The following is a 25,725-nucleotide window of genomic DNA, read 5'->3' as shown; positions in this document are numbered from 1 at the left end:
CCGAGGAGGTCCGTGTGTCCCAGCCCACCCGACGTGTCGTACCGCTGGTCGTCGCCCTGGGCGTCGGCCTGCTCAGTGCCTGCTCGGACGACGGCGGCGGCGGTGATCCCGCCGCCGCCGCCACGACCAGCGAGCACGCCGAGGCCGAGCACACGGAGAGCGCACCCTCCTCGAGCGCCCCGCAGGAGAGCGCCGCCGCGAGCAGCACCGCGCCGGGGAGCACCGCGTCCGGGAGCACCACCGCGCCGGCCGAGGCGCGGACCGTCACCGCCACCGAGGGCGAGATGTACATCGACCTCTCGGAGAGCTCCCTCACCCCCGGCGAGTACACCATCGAGGTGGTCAACGAGGGCAACGCCACCCACGACCTGGTCGTCGAGCGGGACGGGCAGGACGTCGCCGCGAGCGACACCATCGGACCGGGCGAGTCGACCACGCTGACGGTCACCCTCGAGGCGGGCGAGTACGTCTTCTACTGCTCGATCGGCAACCACCGGGCCATGGGCATGGCGACCGACGTGACGGTCTCGGCATGAGCGGGCACACCGCGACGCGCTCCTCGCGCGGCGGCGTCGCGATCGGGGTGCTGCGGCTCGTGGGCGCCGCGCTGCTGGCGGCGATCGCCGTCATCCACGCCTACCTGTGGCAGCAGGGCTACAGCGGCATCGACGTCATCGGCCCGGCGTTCCTGGTGCAGACCGTGCTCGGGTTCGGCGGCGCGCTGCTCCTGCTCGCCGCGCCGGCGCGCCTGGTGACGTGGGCGGCCGTGCTGGGGGCCGCGTTCGCGGCCGGGTCGCTGGCCGCACTGGTCGTGTCGACGACGGTGGGGCTCTTCGGCTTCGTCGAGACCACCGAGGCGACCCTGTGGTGGGAGTCGTTCTGGGTGGAGGCGGCCGCCGTCGTCGTGCTCGTCGTGCTGGCCGGCCTCACCCGCCGGCGCACCGGCCGCTGAGGCCGGCGGTGGACGGGCGGGACCGCCCGTCCACCGCCGGGTCGCTCAGCCCTGGGACGAGAACGCGGCGTCGAACGCCGCGGCCGGCGGGTCGAACGCGAGCCGGCGGACGAACGCCAGCGCCTCGGGGGCGCCGACCAGGCGGTCCATGCCGGCGTCCTCCCACTCCACCGAGATCGGCCCGTCGTAGCCGATCGTGTTGAGCATCCGGAAGGATGCCTCCCACGGGACGTCGCCGTGGCCGGTGGAGACGAAGTCCCAGCCGCGCCGCGGGTCGGCCCACGGCAGGTGCGAGCCCATCCGGCCGTTGCGGCCGTTGCCCACCTGGCGCTTCGCGTCCTTGCAGTCGACGTGGTAGATCCGGTCCTTGAAGTCCCAGATGAACGAGACCGGGTCCAGGTCCTGCCACACGAAGTGGCTGGGGTCCCAGTTGAGGCCGAACGCCTCGCGGTGGCCGATCGCCTCGAGGGTGCGGACCGTCGTCCAGTAGTCGTAGGCGATCTCCGACGGGTGCACCTCGTGGGCGAACCGGACGCCGACCTCGTCGAAGACGTCGAGGATCGGGTTCCAGCGGGCGGCGAAGTCGGCGTAGCCGTCCTCGATCATCGAGGCCGGGGCCGGCGGGAACATCGCCACGGCCTTCCAGATCTTCGACCCGGTGAACCCGACGACGGTCTTCACGCCGAGCTTGGCCGCCGCGCGGGCGGTCAGCTTCATCTCCTCGGCGGCGCGCTGGCGCACGCCCTCGGGGTCGCCGTCGCCCCAGACCCGCTTGTTGACGATGTCGCGGTGGCGCTCGTCGATCGGGTCGTCGCAGACGGCCTGGCCGTTGAGGTGGTTGGAGATGGCCCAGACCTTGAGGCCGTACTTGTCGAGCAGCGCGAGCCGCTCCTCCACGTAGGAGTCGTCGTTCGCGGCGCGCTCGACGTCGAGGTGGTCGCCCCAGCAGGCGATCTCCAGGCCGTCGTAGCCCCACTCGGACGCGAGCCGGGCCACCTCCTCGAACGGCAGGTCGGCCCACTGGCCGGTGAACAGGGTGACGGGACGGGGCATGTCGGGGGTGTCCTCTCGGGTCAGGCGGGGACGGGGGTCCAGACGGAGTCGGCCGCGGCGCTGCGCTCGACGGCCTCGAGCACCCGCTGCACCTGCAGGCCGTCGGCGAAGGACGGCGTGGGGTCCTCCTGCTTGGCGATGGCGGTGAGCAGGTCGACGACCTGGTGGGTGAAGCCGTGCTCGTAGCCCAGCCCGTGCCCGGCCGGCCACCAGGCCGACACGTAGGGGTGCCCGGGCTCGGTCACGAGGATGCGGCGGAAGCCGGCCACCTCGGCGGGCTCGCCGCCGTCGAAGAACTCCAGGACGTTCATGTCCTCGAAGTCGAAGGCCAGGCTGCCGGCGGAGCCGTTGACCTCGATGCGGATGGCGTTCTTGCGGCCCAGGGCGAACCGGGTGGCCTCGAAGGTGGCCACCGCGCCGCCGGAGAACCGGCCGAGGAACACCGCGGTGTCGTCGACGGTGACCTGGCCGGTGCCCTCGCCCGCGACGCCGGACAGCGACCCGGCCGCGGCGGGCAGCGGGCGCTCCTTGACGAACGTCTCGAGCAGGGCGCTGACGCCGGTGACCGTCTCGCCGGTGATGTACTGCGTGAGGTCGACGATGTGCGCGCCGATGTCGCCGAGCGCCCCCGAGCCGGCCTTGTCCTTCTCCAGCCGCCACGACATCGGCGCCGACGGGTCGGCGATCCAGTCCTGCAGGTACTGGGCGCGCACGTGGCGCACCTGGCCGATCCGGCCCTCGGCGACCAGCTGCCGGGCCAGCCCGATCGCCGGCACCCGGCGGTAGGTGAAGCCGACCATCGAGCGGACGCCGCGCGCGGCGGCCCGCTCGGCGGCCTCGGTCATGGCCTCGGCCTCGGCGACGGAGTTGGCCAGCGGCTTCTCGCACAGGACGTGCTTGCCGGCCTCCAGCGCCGCGATGGCGATCTCGGCGTGGGTGTCGCCGGGGGTGCAGACGTCGACCAGGCCGACGTCGTCGCGCTCGAGGACCCGCCGCCAGTCGGTCTCCACCGAGGCCCAGCCCAGGCGGGCGGCGGCGTCGGTGGCCCGCTCCCGGTCCCGGCCGGCGAGGACGGTGAGCTCGGGGCGCAGCGGGAGGTCGAAGAAGTGGGGGGCGGTGCGCCAGGCCTGCGAGTGCGCCGCGCCCATGAAGGAGTGTCCGATGAGGCCCACCCCGAGGGTCGGCCGGTCAGGTGAGGTCATGAGGGCTCCCGGAACGGGGCGGAGCCGCCGGCGTGCACCGGCGGCCCCGCCCGGGTGGATCAGGACTCGAAGGCGTTGTCGATGTACTGGTCGACGTTGTCCGCGGTGACGACCGGCGCGTTCAGCACGATCTGCCGCGGGACCTCCACCTCGGTCAGGTCCGACAGCGCCTTGTCCTGCGCCACGAGCCGGGCCAGCTTGATGCCGTCGGCGGCCTGCGTGTGCGGGTAGATGACCGTCGCCTGGAGGACCGAGTTGCCCTCCTGGATCGCCCGCATGGCGTTGGCCGAGCCGGCGCCGCCGACCATGAAGAACTCGTCGCGGCCGGCGTTCTGGATCGCGGCCAGGACACCGACGCCCTGGTCGTCGTCGTGGTTCCAGATCGCGTCGATCTGCGGCGCCGCCTGCAGCAGGTTCGCCGCCGCCTCCTCGCCGCCCTCGACGGTGAAGTCCGCGGCCACGCGGTTGTCGACGTTGAGGCCACAGTCGGCCAGCGCGTCGGCGAAGCCCTGGCTGCGGTCCTGGGTCAGCGGCAGCGAGTCGATGCCGGCGATCTCCGCGACGACGGCGTCGGGGTTGTCGCCCAGCTGCTCGCAGATGTACGTGCCGGCCGAGACGCCCATGCCGTAGTTGTCACCCAGGATCGTGGCCCGGGCGGCGAACGGGCTGTCGAACTCGCGGTCGACGTTGATGACCGGGATGCCGGCCTCCATCGCCTGCAGCGCGACCGGGGTCAGCGCGGCGCCGTCGAAGGGCAGCAGCACGATGGCGTCGACGCCGTCGTTGATGAACGTCTCCACCTGGCTGATCTGGGTGCTGACGTCGTTGGTGCCCTCCGCGACCACCAGCTCGACGTCCTCGTAGTTCTCGGCCTCGGCGCGGGCGGCCTCGGTGATGCCGGCCATCCAGCCGTGGTCGGCGGCCGGCGCCGAGAAGCCGATGGTGACGGTGTCGCCGGCCTCGTCGTTGTCGCTGGCGGCCTGGTTGCCCCCGCCGCCGCCCGACTCCTCCGGGGTGTTGCTCGTGCAGCCGGCCACGAGCACGCCCGCGCTGAGCAGGGCGACCGTGGCGTACGGCAGGCGGCGGAACGGACGCTGCCTCGTTGCGGACATGCTCTCTCCTCGGGTGTCGCCCCCTCTCCGGAGGCGGTGAGCTGCCACCGGACGGGGGTCCGGTGGGTGGTGCGGTCCGGCGCGCGGGTCGCGCGCCGGGAGTCAGAGGGTCTTGCCGCTCGCGGCCGGGCGCGTGCCGCCCGGTCCGCCCTCGACGGTCGAGCCGCCGGAGACCGCCCCGGCCGGGCCGCCCGCGGGGGGCAGGCCGCCGGACGGCGGTCCCGCGGTGGGCCGGCGGAAGCTGAACCCGCCGGTGGCCAGCCGCTGCTGCAGCAGGACGGCGAGGACGATGATCACGCCGCGGGCCACGGCCTGGGCCGAGCTCGACAGGTTGTTGAGCGTGAAGACGTTGCCGAGCGTCGTGAAGATGAGGACGCCGAGGACGGTGCCGACGATCGTCCCGCGCCCGCCGATGAGCAGCGTGCCGCCGATGACGACCGCGGCGATGGCGTCGAGCTCGTAGAGCGTGCCGTGGGTCGAGCTGCCCGTCGTCGTCCGCGCCATGATCATCACCGCGGCGATGCCGCAGGTGATGCCGGAGAGCACGTAGAGCTTGACGGTGTGCCGCTGCACCCGGATGCCGGCGAGGCGGGCGGCCTCGGCGTTGCCGCCGACGGCGAAGGTGCGCCGGCCGAACGTGGTCCGGTTGAGCAGCACCCACCCGGCGATCGCGACCAGCGCGAAGATGATGACCAGCGTCGGGACGCCGAGCACGTCACCGGAGAAGAAGGACAGGAAGTCGCTGTCCTGCACGATCTGGGTGCGCCGGTTGGCGATGATCTCGGCCAGGCCGCGCGCGGCGGCGAGCATGGCGAGGGTGGCGATGAAGGCCGCGAGCCTGCCGTAGGCGATGACCACGCCGTTGATCAGCCCGGCCACCGCGCCGACGACCAGCGCGGTGAAGACCATGACGATCCAGTGGAAGTCCTCGGCCATCTGCTGGGTGGCCAGCGTGGTGGCCCACACCGACGCCAGCGCCACCAGCGCGCCGACCGACAGGTCGATGCCGCCACCGATGATCACGAACGTCATGCCGACGCTCACCACGCCGATGACCGAGGCCAGCCGCAGGATGGTCAGGATGTTGTCGACGTCGGCGAAGCGGTCCCCCGCCGTGATGACGCCGACGACGCACAGGACCACCAGCGCGACGACCAGGCCCAGGTTGCGGCCGACCGGCCCGCTCATGAACCCGCCTCCCGACCGGTTGCGGCCGGCGTCCTTGCCGGAGCCCGCGGTCACCGCGGTGCTGCCCTCACTCATGCCCTGCCCACTCATGCGACGTCCCCTTCGTGCACCGGGACGCCGTGCGTCGACGTCCCCTCCATGACCAGGTCGAGCACGCGGTGCTCGTCGAGGGCCGAGGCGGGCTCCTCCGCCAGCACCCGGCCCTCCGCGATGACGAGGACCCGGTCGGCCAGACCGAGCACCTCCGGGATCTCGCTGGAGACGACGACCACCGCGACGCCGCGGTCGGCGAGGTCGCGCACCAGCGCGTAGATCTCCGAGCGCGCCCCGACGTCGACGCCGCGGGTGGGCTCGTCGAGCAGCAGCACCCGGCAGTCGCGCAGCAGCCAGCGGGCGAGCACGACCTTCTGCTGGTTGCCGCCGGACAGCGTGCGCACCTCGCGGGTCTCGTCGGCCGGGCGCACGTCGAGCGACTTCACCTGCTCGCGGGCGGCCTTGCGCTCGGCGGCGCCGGAGAGGAAGCCGCCGCGGGCGAAGCGGGCCAGGCTGGAGATGCTGATGTTGCGGGCGACGGACTCGCCGAGCAGCAGGGCCTGGCTCTTGCGCTCCTCGGGCGCCAGCCCCACGCCGGCGGCCACCGCGGCGCCGACGTCGCCGTGCCGCAGCCGGCGACCGTCCACGCGGACCGCGCCGCCGGTGGCGTGTCGCGCGCCGTAGACGGTCTCGAGGATCTCCGACCGGCCGGAGCCGACCAGCCCGGCCAGGCCCACGATCTCGCCGGGTCGCACCGAGAAGGAGACGTGGGAGAACGAGCCGTGCAGCGACAGGTCCTCGACCTCGAGCACCGGCTCGGCGGTGGGCGCGGGGCGGTGGTGGCGCTCGGGGAAGACGTACTCGATGTCCCGGCCGGTCATCAGCGTGATGACCTCGCGGGTCGGCGTCTCGCGGGCCGGCAGCCCGGTGGCGACGGTCCGGCCGTCCTTGAGGACGGTGATCCGGTCGCCGATCTCGCGGATCTCCTCCAGCCGGTGGGAGATGTAGACGACGGCGACGTCGTGCGCGGTGAGGTCGCGGATCACCGTGAACAGCCGCTCGACCTCCTCGTTGTCGAGGACCGCCGAGGGCTCGTCCATGATGATCAGCCGCGCGTCCTGGGACAGCGCCCGCGCGATGCTCACCATCTGCTGGGAGGCGGCGGGCAGCGACCCGACCTCGGCGGCCGGCCGGATCTCGGGGTGGCCGAGCCGGGTGAGCAGCTCCCCCGCCCGCCGGTTGAGCTCGCGCGGCCGCACGAAGCCCATCTGGGCCTGCTCCCGGCCGAGGAAGACGTTGTCGGCGACGGTGAGCCCGGCGACGAGGTCGAGCTCCTGGTAGATCGTCGCGATGCCCAGGCCCAGCGCGGCCTGCGGCGTGGACAGCCGGACCTGCTCGCCGCGCCAGAGGATGGTGCCCTCGTCCGGCTGGTGGGCGCCGGCGAGGACCTTGATCAGGGTCGACTTGCCGGCACCGTTCTGACCGAGGAGGCAGTGCACCTCCCCCGCGCGGACGTCGAGGTCCACGCCCCCGAGCGCACGGACGCCCGGGAAGGTCTTCACGATGCCGTGCATCTCCAGCAGCGGCGCTCCTGCCGGTGGCATGGCCTCACCTCGGACTTCTGCTCAACGCTGACCATTAGTCTGTGCAGCGGTGACCATATGAACCGAGTCACAAGGGGTCAAGACCCCGTGAGCGGCGTCACCGAACCGAGACCTGCGACGGGCCAGGTCAGGGCAGGGACGGCCGTCTCCGGCGTCCCACGACGGCAGCCGGTGACTCAGCGGGCCAGGGCCTGGTGGACCGAGTCCCCGTCGAGGTAGCCCTGGATGGCCATGAGCGCGGCGCCCACCCGGCCGGACAGGTCGGGGGCGTCGCTGACGGTGATCTCCAGCGCGCGGGCGGCCAGCGGCATGGAGCGGCCGTAGACCGCCTCGCGGATGCCGGCCAGCAGCGGCGCCCCGGCCTGCGCGACCCCGCCGGTCATCACGATCCGATGGGGGTTGAAGAAGTTGACCAGCGCGGCCAGCACCGTGCCGATGGTGCGCCCGGCCCGCCGGACCAGCTCCAGCGCCGGGCCGTCGCCCTGGGCGGCGAGCTCGATGACCTGCCGGGTGCTGGTCACCGGCAGCCCCGCCTCGACGGCGTCGCGCAGCAGCGCGCCACCGCCGGCGAGCGCCTCCAGGCAGTTCTCGTTGCCGCAGCGGCACAGCACGGTGCGGCCGTCCGGCGTCGGCACGTGGATGTGCCCGATGTCGCCGGCGCTGCCCTGCGCGCCCCGGTACACCTCGCCGTCGACGATGACCCCGCAGCCGATGCCGGTGCCGACCTTGACCACCAGCACGTCCTCGGCCGAGCCCCCGACGCCGATCTCCCCGAGCGCCATGACGTTGACATCGTTGTCGACGAGGACCGGGCAGCCGTAGCGGGCGAACGCGCCGGGGATGTCGTGGTCGTGCCAGCCCGGCATGATCGGCGGGTGCGACGGCCGGCCCGTCGAGAACTCCACCGGCCCCGGCACGCCCACCCCGACGGCGCACACGTCGGCCGGGGTCAGCCCCGCCTCGGCGAGCACCTTCTGGGCCAGCCGGTCCACCTCGGCGAGCACGACGTCGGGGCCGTCGGCGATGTCGATCGGGTGCCCGACGGTGGCGAGGATCTGCGCGGACAGGTCGGTGACCGCGACGTCGACGCTGGTGACCCCCAGGTCGACGGCGAGCACGCAGCCGGCGCCGCTGTTGAACCGCAGGAGCGTCGGGGGGCGGCCGCCGGTGCTGCCGCCGCGGCCGCCCTCCTGCAGCAGGCCGGCGGCGATCAGCTGGTCGACGCGGGCACTGACGGTGTTGCGCGCGGCCCCGGTGAGCGCGACCAGCTCGGCCCGGCTCCGCGCGCGGCCGGTGCGCACGTGGTGCAGCAGCGCGCCGGCCGAGGCGGACGTGGAGGCCATGACGTCATGGTGACACGCCGGAGGCACGTCCCCCCTCCTCCGCGATCCCGGCAGCTCGGAGAACCTCCCGGAGGACGGCGGCGACGGCGTCCGGGTGGGTCTGGACGGTCATGTGCCCCGCCCCGGGCACCTCGACGACCCGTCCCGACGGCGCGGCGGCGGCCACCGCGGCGGCCCAGTCGGCCGGGCAGAGCCGGTCCCGCGTGCCGCGGACGACGGTCACCGGGACGCCGACGCGGCGCAGCCGGACGTCGATGCGGTCGGGCGCGGCCACCCGCCACAGCGCCCGCATCGCCCGGGGGCCGGTGGTCAGCCACTGCGCCAGGATCAGCGGCGCCTGCCACCAGGGCTCGCGCAGCGCGGTCCGCAGCCACCGCGCGGCCAGCCACGCGGGCCGGCGCAGCCGCGGGTCGGTCGACGGGCCGAGCAGGACGACACCGGCCACCCGCGGGTCGACGGCGGCCGCGGCCACCACCTGGCACCCCTGCGAGTGGCCGGCCAGCACGACCGGACCGGGGCCGAGCCGGTCCCGCAGCCGGGCGGCCAGCACGTCGAGCGGAGGCACAGGTGCAGACCGGCCCATCCCGGGTAGGACCACGACGTCGGCGGGCGACCGCCGGCGCAGCCGTGACCACGACCGCCCGTCCAGGCCCAGCCCCGGGACGACCACGAGCCGGGGGATGACGACGGGCACCGACCTGGTTGTACCGGGCAGGACCGGACACCGCGAGTGCACCGGCGGAGGGCCGCCGTGACGGGGATCACCCCCGGAACGGGCCCGCCGGGAGACAGCGGAGCCCCTGACGGGAGAGGATCACAGTCATCATGACGACATCACCTGCGCCCACCGCCAGCTCCTCGACCGGCCGGCCGCGGGTGGTGATCATCGGCTCCGGCTTCGGCGGGCTGTTCGCCGCGAAGGCCCTGCGCAACGCCGACGTCGACGTCACCGTGGTCGCCAAGACCGGCCACCACCTCTTCCAGCCGCTGCTCTACCAGGTGGCCACCGGCATCCTCTCCGAGGGCGAGATCGCCCCGGCCACCCGCGAGGTGCTGCGCCACCAGAAGAACGCCAAGGTGGTCCTCGGCGAGGTCGTGGACATCGACGTGGACGCCCGCACGGTCACCTCCACCATCCTGGGCCGCACCACGATCCACCCCTACGACGAGCTGATCGTCGCCGCGGGTGCCGGCCAGTCGTACTTCGGCAACGACCGGTTCGCCGAGTTCGCCCCGGGCATGAAGAGCATCGACGACGCCCTCGAGCTGCGCGGCCGCATCTTCGGCGCCTTCGAGCTGGCCGAGCTCGCCACCGACCCCGCCGAGGTGGACCGGCTGATGACCTTCGTGGTCGTCGGCGCCGGCCCGACCGGGGTGGAGATGGCCGGGCAGATCGCCGAGCTCGCGCACCGCACGCTGCGCCGCGACTTCCGCAACATCGACCCGCAGCGGGCCCGCATCATCCTGCTCGACGGTGCGCCGCAGGTGCTGCCGCCGTTCGGGCCGAAGCTGGGCGAGAAGGCCCGCCGGCACCTCAACGAGATCGGCGTCGAGGTCCAGCTCGGCGCGCTGGTCACGGACATGGACGCCGACGGCCTCACCGTCAAGGACTCCGACGGCCAGCTGCGCCGCATCTCGGCGGCCACCAAGGTGTGGGCGGCCGGCGTGCAGGCCTCGCCGCTGGGCCGGCTGCTGGGCGAGAAGACCGGCGCCGAGGTCGACCGCGCCGGGCGCATCGCCGTCCAGTCGGACCTGACGCTGCCCGGCCACCCGGAGATCCACGTCGTCGGCGACATGGCCAACCACCCCGACCGGCTGCCCGGCGTCGCCCAGGTGGCCATCCAGGGCGGGCGCTACGCCGCCGACCAGATCAAGCGCCGGCTCGCCGGCCGGGAGCCGCGCGGCGCGTTCCGGTACCGGGACAAGGGCAACATGGCGACCATCTCGCGGTTCTCCGCGGTCGCCGACATCAAGAAGATGAAGTTCGAGGGCTTCATCGCCTGGGTGATCTGGCTGGTGGTGCACCTCTTCTACATCATCGGCTTCAAGAGCCGGGTCACCACGGTGCTGCACTGGATGGTCAGCTTCCTCGGCCGCGGCCGGTCGCAGCGGGTGGCCACCCAGCAGCAGGTCTACGGCCGGCTGGCGCTGGAGAAGCTCGGCCCCGGCTTCGAGGCGTCGAAGACCGGCGGGCCGAAGGACCACCCGCACACGCCGGACGAGGTCAACGCCGAGCAGCAGCACGACTTCGTCGGCCGCCGCACCGCCTAGCCACCCCGCACGTCCCGACGGCCCGGACCCCCGGTGAGGGGGCCGGGCCGTCGCGCGTCCGGGCTCAGCGCAGCCAGGCGTCCAGCGCCGCGGTCACGAGGTCCGGGGTCACGACGTGGCCGCCGTCGAACTCGTCGTAGGTGACGTCGTAACCGGCGGCGGCGAGGTCCCGGGACACCCGGCGGCCGCAGCGCGCCACCGGCAGCACGCGGTCGCGGGTGCCGTGGGCGATCCAGATCCGCGGCCGGCCGGTGCGGCCCGGCGGGGCGACGAAGCCCGGTGAGAACGCCAGCAGCGCCTCGAACAGGTCGCCGTTGGCCAGCCCGAGCGACAGCGCGTACGAGCCGCCGTCGGAGAAGCCGCCGAGCGCGGCCCGGGAGACCGCGAGGCCGGCGGCGACCCGCTCCAGCGCCGCGTCGAGGACCGCCACGTCCCGGCCGAGCCCGCCGGCGAGCAGGTCCCAGGTCGAGGCGACCGAGGAGGTCGCGAGGACGGCGACCCCGCGGGCGGTGGCGACGTCGCCCACCGCGGCCAGCGACTGGTCCGCCGTCCCGCCCGCCCCGTGGCAGAACACGAGCAGCGGGCGCGGGCCGGGCGGGCCGCCGGGGACGGCGACCAGCGCCTCCGGGCCGCCCAGCTCCAGCGCGGTCGTGCCGGCCGGCAGCGGTGGCCCGGCGGGCTGCGCACCGGGGCGGGCGTCGAGGCGGCCGGCACCGGCCGCGGGCAGTGCCACCGGACTACACCGCGTGTGCCATCGGCGGCACGTGCTCGTCCGGCCGCTCGAGGTGCAGCGGCTGCAGCGGCGTCGTCTCCTCCAGGTACAGCAGGGCGTCGTAGCGGTCGCCCGTCACCGTGGGCACGTAGTTGCCCCAGCGCTCCCGCTCGGGCCGGTAGACGACGCCGATCGCCCGGTGCCCGAGCCGCCGGTCCAGCCAGTCGGGGCGCTCCCCGGGCGGGACGACGACGAGCGCGTCGTGCCCGACCTCGCGGTGCAGCAGGTCCTCGAGGCTCCCCTCGCGCGCGGGCGGCACGGTCATCCGCTCCATCTGCGCGCCCCACTCCCGCCCGGCGACGACGCCGCCGCGGTGGCCGGCGAACCCCACCAGGACGACGTCGCCGGCGCCGTGCCGCTCGCGCAGCAGCCGGCCGACGTTGGTCATGCCGGCGTCGGCCATGTCGGTGGCCCGGGCGTCGCCGACGTGCGTGTTGTGCTCCCAGACCACGGCCTTCGCGCCGGTGTGGCCCATCAGCCGGTCGAGGGTGTCGGCCATGTGCACGTCCCGGACGTTCCACGACTCCGCGGAGCCACCGACCATCGCCCGGTAGTAGCGCTCCGCGCCGACGACCACCGCGGCGTTCTGCTCGGCGGAGAACCGGTCGTCGGGGTCGTCGTCCGCGCCGCGCTGCTCGCACAGCCGCCGCAGCAGCGCGACGACGGTCTCCTCGCACGCCGCCGGGGCGAACCGCTGGGCGAAGGCGTACTCGACGCCGTCCTCGCCGAAGGGCTCGAAGCAGCGCAGCGCCTGCCGGGCGGCCTCGACGTGGCCGGGTTCGTGCTCCTGCACCCAGGCCAGCAGCTCGTGCATCGAGTCCCAGAGGCTGTAGACGTCGAGGCCGGCGAAGCGCACCCGCGCGGCCTCGGGGCGGCCCGCGTTGACCCCGCGCAGCCACCGGCAGAAGTCGACGACGTCGTCGTTGGCCCACATCCAGGTCGGCCAGCGGTCGATCGCGTCCAGCGCCGTCCGCGGGTCCTCGGCGCCCCGGGGCCGCAGCCGCACGCTGCGGTCGACGCGGGCGCAGTCGGGCCAGTCGCCCTCGACCGCGACCAGCCCGAACCCGCGCTCCCCGACCAGCCGGCGGGTCAGCGCGGCGCGCCAGGCGTAGTACTCGTGGGTGCCGTGACTGGCCTCGCCGACCGCCACCACGCGCGCCTCCCCGATGCGCTCGAGCAGCGGGTCGAGGTCGGCGTCGTCGCGCAGCGGGCGGGCCAGATCCCCGAAGCCGTCCATCAGGACCTCCCGGCCGCCCCCTCGCGGACGACCCACTCCGCGACCGCCCGGCGGTCGCCCGTGCGCAGCCAGGTGCTCCGCTGCCGCGCCGCCGACGTACCCCGGCCGAGCAGGTCCTGCACCCGGGCGGTCACCTCGTCCCACTCCCCCGCCGTGGTCAGGTCCTCCTCCAGCTCGGCCAGCAGCCCGGTCACCGCCGTGCGGGCGTCGACCAGCTCCTCGCGCAGCGGGTCGAACAGCGGGCCGGTGAGCCCGGAGCGAGCCGCCCGCCACCGCGCCGCGCGCAGCACCTCCGGGCGCAGCTCCGGCACCGGCTCGCCGCGCTGCGCCCGCCCGGCGAGCACGCGCACCAGCGAGCGGACCAGCGCGGCGTGCAGGACGGTGTCGTCGAGGGTGGTGCAGACGTCTGCCAGCCGGAACTCGATCGTGGGCAGCCGCGCCGAGGGACGGACGTCCCAGTACAGGTGCGACCCGTCGGCCACCACGCCGGAGGCGACCAGCGCGGACAGCACCCGGCGGTAGCCGTCGGCGTCGCCGAGCGGCTCGGGCGCACCGGCGTGCGCGAAGCGGGTCCACCACAGCGTCCGCCAGGACTCGTAGCCGGTGTCGACGCCGTCGTGGAACGGCGAGCTGCCGGTCATCGCGAGCAGCACCGGCAGGTAGGGGCGGGTGCGGTCGAGGACGGCGACGGCGGTGTCGAGGTCGGGGACGCCGACGTGCACGTGACAGCCGCAGATGTCCTGCTGGCGCGCGAGCCCGGCCCAGCGGTCGACCATCGCCTCGTACCGCTCGCCCGGGGTGACCGGCATGGTGTGCCAGGAGTCCCACGGGTGGGTGGAGGCGGGCAGGAGCAGCAGGCCGTCGCGCTCGGCCGCGGCGGCCGCCTCGGTGCGGGCGGCCACCAGCTCCGCGCGCACCTGCTCGAGCGTGGTGCACACGCCGGTGGCGATCTCCAGCTGCGTGGTGGCGATCTCCGGGTGCACCCGCTCCCCCGCCTCGCCGGCCAGCGCCGCCGCGGACGCCCGGGGGCCGGGCGTCAGCTCCAGGGTGTCCGGGGAGACGAGGTGGAACTCCTCCTCGACGCCGAGGGTGCGCCCGACCGCACCGCCCTCGGTCTGCAGGCCGTCGGTGCGCACGCCCCTCCTCGGTGCCGGTCCGGACGCCGGGCAGGCCGACGCTACGGCCGCCGGGGCCCCGCCGCACCTGCTGACCAGCACGCTCGTGCTCTGCACACCCACGTGTGCAGAGCACGAAGGGGGACGCCGCAGGTGCCGCCGTGGCCGCTCGTGCTCTGCCCGCAGGAGTGGGCAGAGCACGAGTGCGCGCGGGACACCTCCCGTCGTTCACCGTGGGCGCAACGGAGGGGGTGGCAGGGCGGCCCGGGGAGGCGTCCACTGGTCGGTGCAACGCTGTAATCACGACCGGAGGTGGACCGTGGCCCGACCCGACACCGACGCGGCCCTGGACGCCTACTCCCAGGTGGTCACCGCGGTCGCCACCGACCTCACCCCGCACGTCGCCGCCCTGCAGGTGACCTCGCCCGACGGCCGCGGCGGCGGCGCCGGTTCCGCGGTCGTCGTCCCCGGTGACGGGCTGATGCTCACCAACGCGCACGTCGTCGGCCGGGCGCGCAGCGGGCGCGCGGTGTTCGGCGACGGCACCGAGACGCCCGTCGAGGTGGTGGGCACCGACCCGCTGTCCGACCTCGCCGTCGTCCGGGCGACCGCCGGCGCGCCCGAGCCCGCCGAGCTCGGCGACGCCGCGCAGCTGCGGGTGGGCCAGCTCGTCGTCGCCGTCGGCAACCCGCTCGGGCTGGCCGGGTCGGTGACCGCGGGCGTGGTCAGCGGCCTGGGCCGCTCGCTGCCCACCCGCGACGGGCGCACCGCCCGGGTGGTCGAGGACGTCATCCAGACCGACGCCGCGCTCAACCCCGGCAACTCCGGCGGCGCGCTCGCCGACTCGGCCAGCCGGGTGGTCGGCATCAACACCGCCGTCGCCGGGTGGGGCCTGGGCCTGGCGGTGCCGGTCAACGCCACCACCCGCCGCATCGTCGACGCGCTGGTCCGCGACGGGCGGGTGCGCCGCGCCTACCTGGGCCTGGTCAGCAGCCCCGCGCCGCTGCCGGCCCCGCTGGCCGAGCGCACCGGCCGGCGCCGCGGCCTGCGGGTGGTCGACGTCGTCCCGGGGTCGCCGGCCGACCGGGCCGGGCTGCGCGCCGGCGACCTGGTGCTGGAGGCCGGGCGGGCGCCGGTGGCCGAGGCGCAGAGCCTGCAGCGGCTGCTGTTCGCCGAGGCGATCGGCCGGCCGCTGCCGGTCACGGTGTACCGGCTCGGGGCGATGGTCGACGTCATCGCGGTGCCCACCGAGCTCACCGGCTGACCCTCCCCGGCGCCCTCCCTCCGAGGGGGACGGCCGTCGTCGCGCTCAGGACCGGCGTGACGGGTGACGATGTCGTCCGCGACGGAGGGAGGACCCGTGCACGGAGACCGCAGGGGTGGGCTGGGCCTGCTCGCGCTGCTGTACGGCTGCGCCGCCGTCCTGTGCGCCGCCGGTGCGCTGTGGCCGATGCACCCCCGGACACCGGTCGTCCTGCTGACCGCGCTCGCGGTCGTCGGCGGGCTCGGCTCCGCGGCGCTGTGGCACGTGCGCGAGCACGCGCCGACGGGCCGCTCCCCCATGGCCGTCGTGCACGCCGCCCTGGCGCTGCTGTCCCTGCTCACCGCGGTGCTCGCCTGGCACTCGGTCACCGCGGTCGGCGTCGTCGGCCTCGGCCCGGTCGTGGTGGCGCTCGGGGTGCTCGCCGGGCACGTGCTGCCGCCCGCGCAGGCGCGGCTGCACGTCGGGGGCGGGGTCGCCGTCGTCACCGCGGGCGCGCTCGCCGCGGCGCCGGAGGGGTTCCTCTCGGCCTGGCTGGCCGCCGTCGCCACGGTCGCGGTGCTCACCGAGGCGCAGATCCGGCAGTCCGGGGCGCTGCGCCGCGCGGCCGGCACCGACCCGCTGACGGGGGTGGCCAACCGCCGCGCCTGGGAGGCCGAGTCCGCCCGGCTGCTCGCCCACGCGCAGCGCACCGGGGAGCCGCTGACCGTCGTCGTCCTCGACCTCGACGGGTTCAAGGCCGTCAACGACACCGGGGGCCACTCCGCCGGCGACGCGCTGCTGCGCTCGCTCGCCTCGGCCTGGAGCCGGGAGCTGCGCCGCTCCGACCTGCTCGGCCGCCTCGGCGGGGACGAGTTCGTGCTCTGCCTGCCCGGCACCGGGACCGACCGCGCCGCCGAGCTGCTGGACCGGCTGCGCGCCGTCTCGGTCGGGGCGTGGTCGGCGGGGGCGGCCGGCGCCCGGCCCGGCGAGGACCTCGCCGCGACGCTGGCCCGCGCCGACGCCGCGCTGTACCGGGAGAAACGCGCCCGCCACTCGGCCGCCGGCTGACCTCCCGCGTCGGCCCGGCACCCCTCGGTGCCGACGCGCCACGGACCCCGCCGCCGCCCGACCGCGGCACCGCCAGGGCGGCGCCGCCGGTGCCACCCTGGGCCCGCCCGGCGACCGGTCGCGCGCGCCGTCCCGGGCGCGAGGGGGCGGCCATGGCCTCGGTGGTGGTGTGCGGCGGCGGCGTGGTGGGGCTGTGCGCCGCGATGATGCTCGCGGCCGACAAGCACGACGTCACCGTCCTCGAGTCCGACCCCGACGGCGCCCCGACCACGCCCGCCGAGGCGTGGGAGTCCTGGCGGCGCACCGGGGTCGCGCAGTTCCGGCAGCCGCACAACCTCTTCGCCCGGTTCCGCGCGGTCGCCGACGACGAGCTCCCCGGCCTCACCGACCGGCTGCTGGCCGCCGGCTGCGTGTGGGTCGACTACACGGCGCTGCTGCCCCCGGGGATCGCCGACCGCGCGCCCCGGGAGGCCGACGAGCGGCTGCGCTTCGTCACCGGGCGCCGGCCGGTGGTGGAGTCCACCGTGGCGGCCGCCGCCGAGGACACCCCGCGGGTCACCGTCCGCCGCGGCGTGCAGGTGGCCGGCCTCCTGCCCGGCCCGTCCGCGACCGGCGGCGTCCCGCACACCGGCGGGGTGCGGACGGCGGCCGGCGAGGAGCTGCGGGCGGACCTCGTCGTCGACGCCACCGGCCGGCGCACCCGCTCGGCGCAGTGGCTGGCCGACCTCGGCGCCCGGCCGCCGGAGCAGCGCGCGCAGGCCTCGGGGTTCGTCTACTACACGCGCTACTTCACCGGCCCCGACCGGCCGGTGCGCCGCGGTCCCGGGCTCATGCCGCTGGGCAGCGTCTCGCTGCTCACCCTCGACGGCGACAACGACACCTGGTCGGTCACCGTGTTCGGGCAGACCGGCGACCGGCCGCTGCGCGAGCTGCGCGACCCCGCCGTGTTCGACCGGGTGGTCGCGGCCTGCCCGCTGCAGGCGCACTGGCTGGACGGGCGGCCGCTGGGCGGGGTCACGGCGATGGCCGGGGGCCTGGACCGCAGCCGCCGCTTCACCGTCGACGGCCGGCCGGTGGTGACCGGCTTCGCCGCCGTCGGGGACGCGTGGGCGTGCACCAACCCGTCGGCCGGCCGCGGCCTGTCGGTCGGCATCGCGCACGCCGCGCTGCTGCGCGCCGCGGTCGCCCGCGACCTGGACCGGCCCGCGGACCTGGCCGCGGCCTTCGACGCGGCGACCGAGCGGCGGGTCGGGCCGTTCGTCACCGACCAGCTGGCCGAGGACCGCTCCCGGCTGGCGCAGATGGACGCCGCCCGGCGCGGGGCGCCCGAGCCGCCGCTGTACCCGGAGCTCGCGGCCTTCCTCGGGGTCGCGATGCGCGACGCCGACGTGTTCCGGGCGATGCTCGAGTACCGGCTGTGCATGGCGCCGCTGGCCGACCTGCTGGCCGTGCCGCTGGTCCGCGAGCGGGTGGCCGCGGCGGTGCCCGACCCGCCGCGGCCGTTCCCCGGCCCCGACCGCGCCCGGCTGCTGGAGCTGCTGGCCGCCTAGGGACGGCGCCAGTCGTCGCCGGTCAGGTGCGAGCCCGCCATCGGGCCCATCTGCAGCATGCCGCCGTCGACGGCGTACGAGGAGCCGGTCACGTAGGACGCCTGGGGCGAGGCGAGGAAGGCGACGACGGCGGCCACCTCGTGCGCGTCCCCGGGCCGGCCGACCGGGACGCCGGGGCGCTCGTGGCCGGGCGCGGTCGGGTCCTCGTCCTCCTGGCCGGTCATCGGGGTGGCGATCTCCCCCGGCGCGACGGCGTTGACGGTGATGCCGTGCTCGGCCAGTTCGATCGCCGCGACCCGGGTGAGCAGGCCGAGCCCGCCCTTGGCCGCGCAGTAGGCGGCCGCGCCGACCCGCGGCTGGTGCTCGTGCACGCTCGTCACGTTCACGATCCGCCCGCCCCGCCCGGCGGCCACCATGCGACGGGCCGCGCGCTGCAGGCAGAGGAACGCCGCGTCGAGGTCGGTGGCCAGCACCTCGCGCCAGGTCTCGTAGTCGGTGTCCAGGACCAGCGTGGAGTGGCCGGTGCCGGCGTCGTTGACCAGGACGTCGACGCCGCCGAGGGCGTCGGCCAGGTCGTCGACGACGGCGGCGGCGCCCGGCAGCTGCGTGAGGTCGACGTGGCGCACCTCGGCCCGGCGCCCGCGGGCCCGCACCTCGTCGGCGGTGCCCTGCGCGTGCGCCTCGTCGCGGTACCAGGTGATGCCGACGTCGCAGCCCTGCTCGGCGAGCGCGACCGCGACCGCCCGCCCGATGCCCGACTCCGACCCGGTGACGACCGCGACGCGGCCCGCTGACTCCGTCATGCCCCCATGCTGGGGGCGGCGTCAGGGGCCCGCGCGGCGGCGGTGCAGCGGGCGGCCACCTCCCGCAGGTGCGCGGCGAACTCCGGCGGGCCCAGGACGGTGGACGGCGCACCCGTGACGACCAGCGCGCACGCTGCCCGGTCGAGGTCGTCGCCGTCGACGCGCACCCGGCAGCCGCCCGGGCGCTCCCCGGTCACGGGCCGACGTCGCCGCCCCGGCCGACGAGGTGCGCCGCCGGATCGGCCGGTGGGCGAAGGTGCCGTGGTTCGCGCCGGGCGCGGTGCGGTCGGCGCGGCGGGTGTTCCTGCACGTGATCGCCGAGACCGCGCAGCACGCGGGGCACGCCGACGTCCTGCGCGAGTCCCTCGACGGGCAGAAGACGACGGGCTGACGGGTCAGGCCTCCAGCGGCGCCTGTTCCAGCTCCGTGACGCGGTCGGCGGCGCGGTCGCGGTCGGCGGCCGCCCGCCGCGCCGCCCGGTCGGCCGCCGCCGCCCGCCGGCCGGTCCGGGCCGCCTCGGCCCCGGCCGCCTCCGCGTCGGCACGCACCCGCTCGAGCTCGGCCTCCAGCTCCCCGACGCGGGCGGTGAGCTCCTCCTGCCGGCGGGCGGCCCGCCCGGCCCGCTCGTGCGCGGCCCGGGCGGCCTCCTCCGCCTCCGCGGCCTCCCGCTCCGCGGTCCCCGCCTCCTCGCGGGCCACGGCCAGCTCGCGCTCGCGCCGCTCCTGCGCGGCCCGCCGCCGCTCCTCCGCCGCGCGCCGGGCGGCGTCCGCCCGGGCGTTCCGCTCCGGTGCCGGCGCGGTGCGCCCGGTCCGCGGCGGGGGCACCACCCGCAGGTCCGGGCGGGTGCCGAAGCCGGGCCCGAGGCCGCGGGAGGACAGCGGCGCGGTGAGCCGGCCGCCCAGCAGCGCCTCCCCCGCGTCCGGGTCGGCCAGCGCGGCCCGCAGCGTCTCCTCCACCTGGTCGGCGACGGCGTCGCTGAGCGGGGTGCCGCGGCGCGTGGCCACCGCCCGGGCCCGGCGGGTGAGCGCGGCCAGCAGCCGGGAGCGCTGGGTGCCCAGCTGCCGCAGCTCGTCGCCGGCCAGGGTCTGCTGCGCCTCGCGCAGCAGGTCGCCGAGCTCCACGAGACCGGCGATCTCGTCGGGCTGCTCGCGCACCAGGACGTTGCAGGCCCACGCCGCGGCCGTGGGCCGGGTGAGGGTGCCGATCTCCCGCGCGAGCGCCCGGTCCCCGGCGGCCCGGGCGCGGCGGGCGGCCTCGGTGCGGGCGGCCACGAACTGCCCGGGCGGCACCGCGTAGAGCTCCTCGGCGACCTCGTCGAGGTCCACGGCGCCTCCTCCCGGCTCGCACGGTCGCCGCCGACCCTGCCACGGGAAGAGCGGACCGGCCGGGGGACGTTGCCGCCCGCGTCGCGCGGGTGGTCGACTCCCGGCGACAGCCGCGACGAGAGGGGGACCGTGATGACGACGTGCGGGCACCTGGACCAGATCCGCGACGTCTCGCCGGACTCGGACGAGGGCTGCGGCGACTGCCTGGCCATCGGCAGCCGGTGGGTGCACCTGCGGATGTGCCTGTCCTGCGGGCACGTGGCCTGCTGCGACTCCTCCCCGAACCGGCACGCCACCGCGCACGCGGGCGCCACCGGCCACCCCATCGTCCGCTCGGTCGAGCCGGGCGAGGACTGGCGCTGGTGCTACGTCGACCAGGCGCTGGTGTGATGGAACTGCCCCTCGTCGGCCTGCTCGCCGGCTCCTTCGCCGTCAGTGCGCTGGCCCGGCGGCTGGGGATCTCCCCGCCGCTGCTCCTGGTGCTGGTCGGGCTCGCGGTGTCCTTCCTGCCGGGCGTGCCCGACTACGCGCTGGACCCGCACCTGATCCTCACGCTTGTCCTGCCGCCGCTGCTGTACTCCGCGGCGCTGGACAGCTCCTACCTGCGGCTGCGGGCCAACCTCCGCGCGATCGGCATGCTCGCCGTCGGGGCGGTGCTGCTCACCACGGTCGCCGTCGGGCTGGCCGCGTGGTGGCTGGTGCCGGGCCTGCCGCTGGTCTCGGCGCTGGTGCTCGGCGCCGTCGTCGCCCCGCCGGACGCGGTCGCGGCGACCTCGGTCGGCCGCCGGCTGGGCCTGCCGCGGAAGGTCATGACCATCCTGGGCGGCGAGAGCCTGGTCAACGACGCCACCGCGCTCACCGTGTACCGGGTCGCCGTCGCGGTCGCCGCGGGCGCCGGCTACGGCATCGCCGAGGGCGTGGGCGTGTTCGTCCTCGCCGCCGCCGGCGGCGCCGCGATCGGCTGGGCGCTGGGCTGGCTGGTGCACCGCATCCGCCGGCTGCTGCGCGACGGCGTGCTGGAGAGCGCGCTCGGCCTGCTCGTCCCGTTCATCGGCTTCACCGTCGCCGAGGAGGTGCACGCCTCGGGCGTCCTCGCGGTGGTCCTCGCGGGCCTCTACCTCGGGCACCGCTCCCCCGCGGCGCACCCGGTCGCCCGGTTGCAGGACCGGGCGGTGTGGCAGGCGGCCGACACCGTCCTCGAGGCGACGGTCTTCGCGCTGATCGGCCTGCAGCTGCGTGCGGTGGTCACCGGCGTCGGTCCGTCGGTGGGCGCGCTGACGGCGGTCGGCCTGTTCCTCGTGCTCGTCGCGCTGGCCGCCCGGGTCGTGTTCGTCTTCCCCACCACCTACCTGCGGCCGCTGGCCCGCCGCCGCCCGGACTGGACCCCGCCGCCGTGGACGTACCCCGCCGTCATCTCCTGGGCCGGGATGCGCGGCGTGGTCTCGCTCGCCGCGGCGGCCGGGATCCCGCTGACCACGCTGTCGGGCGCGCCCTTCCCCGGGCGCGACGAGATCGTCTACCTGACCTTCGTGGTCACCGTGGGCACCCTGCTGCTGCACGGGCTGACGCTGCCGGCCGTGATCCGGCGGCTGGGCGTGCAGGCCTCGGACGAGGCCGCCGACGCCCTCGCCGAGGCGCAGGCCCAGAACGACGCCGGCCGGGCCGCCGTGGCCCGGCTCGACAGCCTCGACGACGGCGACCCGCTGCACGCCGCCACCGTCGCCGAGCTGCGGCAGCGGATGGAGGCGCGCACCAACGCGGCGTGGGAGCGGCTCGGCGGCCCCGTCGCCGGCGGCGGCGAGACGCCGAGCGCGGTCTACCGGCGGATGCGCCGGGCCATGCTCGAGGCCGAGCGCGAGGTGTTCGTCCGGTACCGCGACGCGCGGCGCATCGACGACGAGGTGTTCCGGCGCGTGCAGCACGAGATGGACCTGGAGGAGGTCACCCTGCTGCGCGAGTAGGACCGCTCACCGGCCGAGCGCGGCCAGCCGCTCCTCGCGGGCGGCCCGCAGCAGGCCGGGCAGCCGCGGGTCGGCGAGGACGGCGGCGTCCCGGACGGCGACCTTGCGGAACGACGTCCCCGTGCCCTCGAGCAGCCCGCCGTCGAGGCCGGCGCCGGCCAGCGCCGCGCCGCGGTTGAAGCCGAGGTTGAGGTGCCGGTCGTAGACGTCGAGGTAGGCGTAGTGCTCGGAGTTCTTCCGCGGGCCCACGCCGTAGCCGACGGTGCGCTGGCGCGGCCACACCACCCGCACGACGCCGGGGTCGGCCTCGCGGACGAGGGCGTCCGCGGCGCGGACGAGGTCGGCGGTGGCGGGCGGCAGGCCGGCGAGCAGGAGGTCCCACGGGTCGTCGTCCATCCCGGCCATCCTGCCCCGGTCCGGGCCTAGGCTGGCCACAGCCGTCCCCCGGAGGTCCCCGTGCTGCGTCTGCTCGGTCTGCTGCTGGTCGTCTGGCTGGTCGTGACGATCGTCGGGTGGGTCGTCGAGGGCCTGTTCTGGCTGGTCCTCGTCGGCCTGGGGCTCCTGCTCGTCACCGCCGCCCTCGGCATGCGGGAGCGCACCCGCCGCTGAGCCTCAGGCCGGCACCCGGGCGCGGCTGCTCAGCACGAACCGGTTGCCGTCCGGGTCCGCGAACACCGCCTGCCGGCCCCACGCCTCGGTCGTCAGCGGCCCCTCGAACGGGACGCCCGCACCGGCCATCCGCGCGTACTCGGCGTCGACGTCGTCGACCTCGAACACCAGGCCCTGCAGCGAGCCCGGCGGCATCCGGTCGAACCAGGTGACCAGCGTCAGCGAGGTGCCCGAGCCCGGCGTGCCCACCTGCACCCAGCGCATGCCGGGTGCGAACTCCGCGTCGCGCAGCACCGCCAGGCCGACCTGGCCGGTCCAGAAGCGCAGCGCGGCGTCCTGGTCGGTGACGGGCACGGAGACGACGGTGACGTCCACGGGGACCTCCTCGGGCGCGGGGCGCCCAGTGCACCGCCCCCGCACCCCGGAGGTCCAGGGGTGCGGGGGCGGTGCCGGGGCGGGCCGGTCGGTGCGCGCGGCCACCGCGGTGCCGAGCGAGCTAATCGCGCCGACCGCTCCGATGGTGCCGGTGGCGGTCACGCCGATCGCGTCGAGCTCGAACGACAGCTCGACGACCAGGACGCGGAACACCAGCCCGCCGAGCAGGGTGACCCCGACCGGTGCGGCCAGCCGGGCCCAGGGCAGCGCGGGCAGCCTCTCCGAGCGCGCGGCCGGGGTGGGCTGCCGGACGAACCGCGCCGCCGCGACGGCCAGCGGCAGGCTGACGGCGGAGAGCCGGAACGGCGTCCGCCACGAGTGCGACCCGGGCGCGCCGCCGAGGGCGAGGAACAGCAGGCGGCCACGGTGGTGAACACGACCTGCAGGCCGGAGCAGCGCTCCTGCCGCGGGCCCGAGGAGTAGTCGGCGAGCAGCGCGCCGACCAGCAGCCGCTCGCGCCCGACCCGGTCGACGATCCGGCCGGCGACCCTCGCGGTCAGGCCGATGACCAGCGCCGGCGCGGTGAGCACCACCGGGGTGAGCGTCTCGACGCCCGACGTGCCGGCGAAGGCGTCCTGGATGCACGGCAGGACCGGGGCCTGCGCGCGGCCGGCCGGGCGGCCGGTGGCGGGGTCGACGGCCACCTCGTCGGTGAGGGGTCCGGCGTTGTGGACCGACACGGGCGTCTCCGGGGAGGACGGGCGCCGGTCCCGTGACCGGCGTCACGGGACGGCGGGTGTCGGTACCGCCCGCCCGGAGCGGAGATCACTTCTCCCGGGGTGCCGTATCAGCCAGGTCGATGCCCTCCCGCCCGCCCGGTGGGACGGCGAGCTCCGTCGCCCGGGAGACGACGTCGCGCAGGTACCGGTGCTCGGGGTCGTCGTCGTACACCGGGTGCCACCACATCGCCTCGACCAGCGGCCCGGCCTCGAACGGCGGCGGCAGCGCCCGGATGCCCGAGCCGAGCGGCAGCAGGTCGACCAGCCGGCGCTGCAGCAGCGCGATCCGGTCGCTGCCGGCCACCAGCGCCGGGACGGTCAGGAAGCTCTCGTTGACCACCTGCACCCGCGGCTCGATGCCGAGCTGGCGCATCTGCCGCGCGGCGGGGGTGGACGCCGTCTGCCCGTGGTAGGTCGCCACCCACGGCAGCTCCTCGAGGTCCTCGACGGTGAGCCCCCGCTCGGTCACGGGGTTGTCGGCGGCGACCACGCACACCCACTCGTCGCGGTAGAGGTCGCGGTGCGGCAGGTCGGCGGCGAACCCGTGCGGCAGCAGCATGAGGTCGGTGGTGAGCAGCGCCGAGGACGCGGTCTCCACGATCGCCGGCGAGTGCGGGGTCAGCCGCAGCCGGGTGTGCGGCGCCTCCTCGGCGAGCAGCGCGGCGATGGTGTCGCCGAGGACGACGACGACGTAGTCGCTCACCAGCACGGAGAACTCTCGGGTCGACGACGCGGGGTCGAACCCGGGCTGGGCGGTGAACACCCGCTCGACGCCGCTGAGCGCCACCCGCACCAGCTCGCGCAGCTGCACGGCCAGCGGGGTGAGCCGGTACTCGTTGCCGACCCGGGTGAGCAGCTCGTCGCCGAAGTGGCGGCGCAGCCGGGCCAGCGACGCCGACAGCGCCGGCTGGGACAGCCCCATCTGCGCCGCGGCCCGGGTGACGCTGCGCTGCTGGAGCAGGGCGTCGAGGGACACGAGCAGGTTGAGGTCCAGGCTCGCGAGGTTCACGACGCCGACGGTATCGGCGCCGTCTATGACCCCCATCAGACATCTCGTCTTCCCTCCCCCACCCGGGGTGACGGACCGTGGTCCGCGTCACGACGAAGGAGACGCGACCGTGCCCGACCGCACCTGGCTGGACCCCGCCGAGCTCGACCGCACCGACCCCGAGACGGCGATCAAGGCCGCTGCCGAGCGGTGCTCCAACTGGGGCCGCTGGGGCGCCGACGACGTGCTCGGCACGCTCAACTTCCTCACCGAGGACAAGCGCCGCGAGGGTGCCGCGCTCGTGCGCCGGGGCGTGAGCTTCTCGCTGTCGCAGCGGTTCGACGCCGACGGCCCGCAGAAGGGCTGGCGCCGGCGCACCAACCCGGTGCACACGATGCTCGACACCGGCACCGACGCCGAGCGCGGCGTGCAGGGCTTCCCGCACGGCATCGGCGGCGCTGATGACGTGATCGCGATGCCGCTGCAGGCCTCCACCCAGTGGGACGGCCTGGGCCACATCTTCGACCACGGCAACGCCTGGAACGGCCGCCGCGCCGGCGACGTCGTCACCAGCCTCGGCGACGCCGTCACCGGCATCGAGACCGTCGCCGACCGGATCGCCGGCCGCGGCGTGCTGCTCGACGTCGGCCGCGCGATCGACACCGACGGCGAGCTGCCGGACGGCTTCGCCATCACCCCCGACCACCTCGAGGCCACCATCGCCGCCCAGGGCGGGTCCGCCCGGGTCGGCCGCGGCGACCTGCTGCTGGTGCGCACCGGCCAGCTCACCCGGGCCCGCCGCTCGGTCGCCGCCGGGCAGGGGTGGGGCGACTACGCCGGCGGCCCCGCGCCCGGCCTGAGCTTCACCACCGCCGACTGGCTGCACGCCACCGAGATCGCCGGCGTCGCCACCGACACCTGGGGCTTCGAGGTGCGGCCCAACGAGTTCGACGTCGCCTTCCAGCCGCTGCACCAGGTGTGCATCCCGAACACCGGGCTGTTCCTCGGCGAGCTGTGGGACCTCGACGCCCTCGCGGCCGACTGCGCCGCCGACGGCGTCTGGGAGTTCTTCCTCGCCGCCGCCCCCCTGCCCGTGACCGGCGCCGTCGGCGCCCCCGTCAACCCGATCGCCGTCAAGTAGG

Annotated in this window: 27 protein-coding genes; 11 read left to right on the top strand and 16 right to left on the bottom strand. The window is 75.9% G+C overall.

All coding sequences use genetic code 11. The features are described 5' to 3' along the window. Positions 1–14 precede the first annotated feature (14 nt). Together ACI8AK_RS18835 and ACI8AK_RS18830 are read left to right on the top strand one after the other, a co-directional pair. A complete protein-coding gene (locus ACI8AK_RS18835; protein WP_387992815.1) occupies positions 15–536 on the top strand; it encodes a cupredoxin domain-containing protein in 522 nt (173 codons plus the stop codon). Next, positions 533–952, top strand: coding sequence for a hypothetical protein (locus ACI8AK_RS18830; protein ID WP_387992812.1), 420 nt, complete (start codon positions 533–535; stop codon positions 950–952). Before ACI8AK_RS18835 ends, ACI8AK_RS18830 begins: the two co-directional genes overlap by 4 nt. Positions 953–997: 45 nt before the next feature. Here ACI8AK_RS18830 and ACI8AK_RS18825 read toward each other — a convergent pair whose 3' ends face one another. The 7 genes from ACI8AK_RS18825 to ACI8AK_RS18795 form a co-directional block, all read right to left on the bottom strand. After that, a complete protein-coding gene (locus ACI8AK_RS18825) occupies positions 998–2,005 on the bottom strand; it encodes a sugar phosphate isomerase/epimerase family protein (protein ID WP_387992809.1) in 1,008 nt (335 codons plus the stop codon). Positions 2,006–2,025: 20 nt separating this feature from the next. Next, complete coding sequence (locus tag ACI8AK_RS18820) at positions 2,026–3,207, bottom strand: Gfo/Idh/MocA family protein (RefSeq protein WP_456903513.1); 1,182 nt, start codon at positions 3,205–3,207, stop codon at positions 2,026–2,028. A 59-nt stretch (positions 3,208–3,266) separates the two neighbouring features. Beyond that, the gene (locus ACI8AK_RS18815) at positions 3,267–4,319 is read right to left on the bottom strand and encodes a substrate-binding domain-containing protein (protein ID WP_456903512.1); all 1,053 of its coding nucleotides are present in this window, start codon (positions 4,317–4,319) and stop codon (positions 3,267–3,269) included. A gap of 102 nt (positions 4,320–4,421) precedes the next feature. Continuing rightward, entirely contained in the window at positions 4,422–5,582 is a 1,161-nt protein-coding gene (locus tag ACI8AK_RS18810) for an ABC transporter permease (protein ID WP_387992800.1), read from the bottom strand. Between the two features lie 11 nt (positions 5,583–5,593). Continuing rightward, a complete protein-coding gene (locus ACI8AK_RS18805; protein ID WP_387992797.1) occupies positions 5,594–7,144 on the bottom strand; it encodes a sugar ABC transporter ATP-binding protein in 1,551 nt (516 codons plus the stop codon). Between the two features lie 176 nt (positions 7,145–7,320). Further along, positions 7,321–8,487, bottom strand: a complete 1,167-nt coding sequence (locus ACI8AK_RS18800) for an ROK family protein (RefSeq protein WP_387992794.1) — start codon at positions 8,485–8,487, stop codon at positions 7,321–7,323. A 4-nt stretch (positions 8,488–8,491) separates the two neighbouring features. Continuing rightward, positions 8,492–9,181 carry an alpha/beta fold hydrolase gene (locus ACI8AK_RS18795; protein ID WP_456957497.1) on the bottom strand — a complete coding sequence of 230 codons (690 nt, stop codon included), beginning with the start codon at positions 9,179–9,181 and terminating at the stop codon, positions 8,492–8,494. A gap of 131 nt (positions 9,182–9,312) precedes the next feature. Here ACI8AK_RS18795 and ACI8AK_RS18790 point away from each other — a divergent pair, with 131 nt between their 5' ends. Then, positions 9,313–10,758, top strand: coding sequence for an NAD(P)/FAD-dependent oxidoreductase (locus ACI8AK_RS18790; RefSeq protein ID WP_387992788.1), 1,446 nt, complete (start codon positions 9,313–9,315; stop codon positions 10,756–10,758). 64 nt (positions 10,759–10,822) lie between these two features. On the opposite strand, the gene ACI8AK_RS18785 is transcribed toward ACI8AK_RS18790, so the two are convergent. The 3 genes from ACI8AK_RS18785 to ACI8AK_RS18775 are packed head-to-tail and all read right to left on the bottom strand — an operon-like array spanning position 10,823 to position 13,903. Further along, positions 10,823–11,491, bottom strand: a complete 669-nt coding sequence (locus tag ACI8AK_RS18785; RefSeq protein WP_387992785.1) for an alpha/beta hydrolase — start codon at positions 11,489–11,491, stop codon at positions 10,823–10,825. Between the two features lie 4 nt (positions 11,492–11,495). Further along, positions 11,496–12,767, bottom strand: coding sequence for an erythromycin esterase family protein (locus ACI8AK_RS18780; RefSeq protein WP_456957495.1), 1,272 nt, complete (start codon positions 12,765–12,767; stop codon positions 11,496–11,498). After that, positions 12,767–13,903: a carboxylate-amine ligase gene (locus ACI8AK_RS18775; protein ID WP_456903509.1), complete on the bottom strand. Its 1,137-nt coding sequence runs from the start codon at positions 13,901–13,903 to the stop codon at positions 12,767–12,769. The genes ACI8AK_RS18780 and ACI8AK_RS18775 overlap by 1 nt, the downstream gene beginning before the upstream one ends. A gap of 298 nt (positions 13,904–14,201) precedes the next feature. On the opposite strand from ACI8AK_RS18775, the gene ACI8AK_RS18770 reads away from it, so the two are divergent. The 3 genes from ACI8AK_RS18770 (at position 14,202) to ACI8AK_RS18760 (ending at position 17,743) form a co-directional block, all read left to right on the top strand. Then, positions 14,202–15,146 carry a S1C family serine protease gene (locus ACI8AK_RS18770; protein WP_387992776.1) on the top strand — a complete coding sequence of 315 codons (945 nt, stop codon included), beginning with the start codon at positions 14,202–14,204 and terminating at the stop codon, positions 15,144–15,146. Positions 15,147–15,242: 96 nt separating this feature from the next. Beyond that, the gene (locus tag ACI8AK_RS18765; RefSeq protein ID WP_456957493.1) at positions 15,243–16,193 is read left to right on the top strand and encodes a GGDEF domain-containing protein; all 951 of its coding nucleotides are present in this window, start codon (positions 15,243–15,245) and stop codon (positions 16,191–16,193) included. Positions 16,194–16,345: 152 nt separating this feature from the next. After that, a complete protein-coding gene (locus ACI8AK_RS18760) occupies positions 16,346–17,743 on the top strand; it encodes an FAD-dependent oxidoreductase (protein WP_456957491.1) in 1,398 nt (465 codons plus the stop codon). Here ACI8AK_RS18760 and ACI8AK_RS18755 read toward each other — a convergent pair. Next, positions 17,740–18,546, bottom strand: coding sequence for an SDR family oxidoreductase (locus ACI8AK_RS18755; protein ID WP_387992767.1), 807 nt, complete (start codon positions 18,544–18,546; stop codon positions 17,740–17,742). The two genes, ACI8AK_RS18760 and ACI8AK_RS18755, sit on opposite strands and share 4 nt — an antisense overlap. Then, positions 18,543–18,743, bottom strand: coding sequence for a hypothetical protein (locus tag ACI8AK_RS18750; RefSeq protein WP_456957489.1), 201 nt, complete (start codon positions 18,741–18,743; stop codon positions 18,543–18,545). The genes ACI8AK_RS18755 and ACI8AK_RS18750 overlap by 4 nt, the downstream gene beginning before the upstream one ends. Between ACI8AK_RS18750 and ACI8AK_RS18745 the strand changes: the two genes are divergently transcribed. Continuing rightward, on the top strand, positions 18,680–18,937 hold the full coding sequence (locus ACI8AK_RS18745) for a mycothiol transferase (RefSeq protein ID WP_387992871.1): 258 nt from the start codon (positions 18,680–18,682) through the stop codon (positions 18,935–18,937). The two genes, ACI8AK_RS18750 and ACI8AK_RS18745, sit on opposite strands and share 64 nt — an antisense overlap. Positions 18,938–18,941: 4 nt before the next feature. On the opposite strand, the gene ACI8AK_RS18740 is transcribed toward ACI8AK_RS18745, so the two are convergent. Beyond that, a complete protein-coding gene (locus ACI8AK_RS18740; protein WP_456957488.1) occupies positions 18,942–19,871 on the bottom strand; it encodes a hypothetical protein in 930 nt (309 codons plus the stop codon). A 132-nt stretch (positions 19,872–20,003) separates the two neighbouring features. Here ACI8AK_RS18740 and ACI8AK_RS18735 point away from each other — a divergent pair, with 132 nt between their 5' ends. Then, positions 20,004–20,261 carry a ubiquitin carboxyl-terminal hydrolase 14 gene (locus ACI8AK_RS18735; RefSeq protein WP_387992758.1) on the top strand — a complete coding sequence of 86 codons (258 nt, stop codon included), beginning with the start codon at positions 20,004–20,006 and terminating at the stop codon, positions 20,259–20,261. Continuing rightward, on the top strand, positions 20,261–21,832 hold the full coding sequence (locus ACI8AK_RS18730) for a Na+/H+ antiporter (RefSeq protein WP_387992755.1): 1,572 nt from the start codon (positions 20,261–20,263) through the stop codon (positions 21,830–21,832). Before ACI8AK_RS18735 ends, ACI8AK_RS18730 begins: the two co-directional genes overlap by 1 nt. A gap of 6 nt (positions 21,833–21,838) precedes the next feature. On the opposite strand, the gene ACI8AK_RS18725 is transcribed toward ACI8AK_RS18730, so the two are convergent. Then, complete coding sequence (locus ACI8AK_RS18725) at positions 21,839–22,228, bottom strand: hypothetical protein (RefSeq protein ID WP_387992752.1); 390 nt, start codon at positions 22,226–22,228, stop codon at positions 21,839–21,841. Positions 22,229–22,288: 60 nt separating this feature from the next. Here ACI8AK_RS18725 and ACI8AK_RS18720 point away from each other — a divergent pair, with 60 nt between their 5' ends. Then, a complete protein-coding gene (locus ACI8AK_RS18720) occupies positions 22,289–22,441 on the top strand; it encodes a hypothetical protein (protein ID WP_387992749.1) in 153 nt (50 codons plus the stop codon). Positions 22,442–22,444: 3 nt separating this feature from the next. On the opposite strand, the gene ACI8AK_RS18715 is transcribed toward ACI8AK_RS18720, so the two are convergent. Both ACI8AK_RS18715 and ACI8AK_RS18710 read right to left on the bottom strand, forming a co-directional pair. After that, positions 22,445–23,029: a VOC family protein gene (locus ACI8AK_RS18715; protein WP_456957486.1), complete on the bottom strand. Its 585-nt coding sequence runs from the start codon at positions 23,027–23,029 to the stop codon at positions 22,445–22,447. Positions 23,030–23,641: 612 nt separating this feature from the next. Continuing rightward, entirely contained in the window at positions 23,642–24,604 is a 963-nt protein-coding gene (locus ACI8AK_RS18710; RefSeq protein ID WP_456957485.1) for a LysR family transcriptional regulator, read from the bottom strand. Between the two features lie 109 nt (positions 24,605–24,713). On the opposite strand from ACI8AK_RS18710, the gene ACI8AK_RS18705 reads away from it, so the two are divergent. Further along, positions 24,714–25,724, top strand: a complete 1,011-nt coding sequence (locus ACI8AK_RS18705) for a cyclase family protein (protein ID WP_456957483.1) — start codon at positions 24,714–24,716, stop codon at positions 25,722–25,724. Position 25,725: the final 1 nt, after the last annotated feature.

It is taken from the genome of Geodermatophilus sp. SYSU D00867 (genome assembly GCF_054050315.1).
The sequence above is the reverse complement of the archived record's forward strand: the minus strand, read 5'-3'. Positions and strand labels throughout refer to the sequence as shown.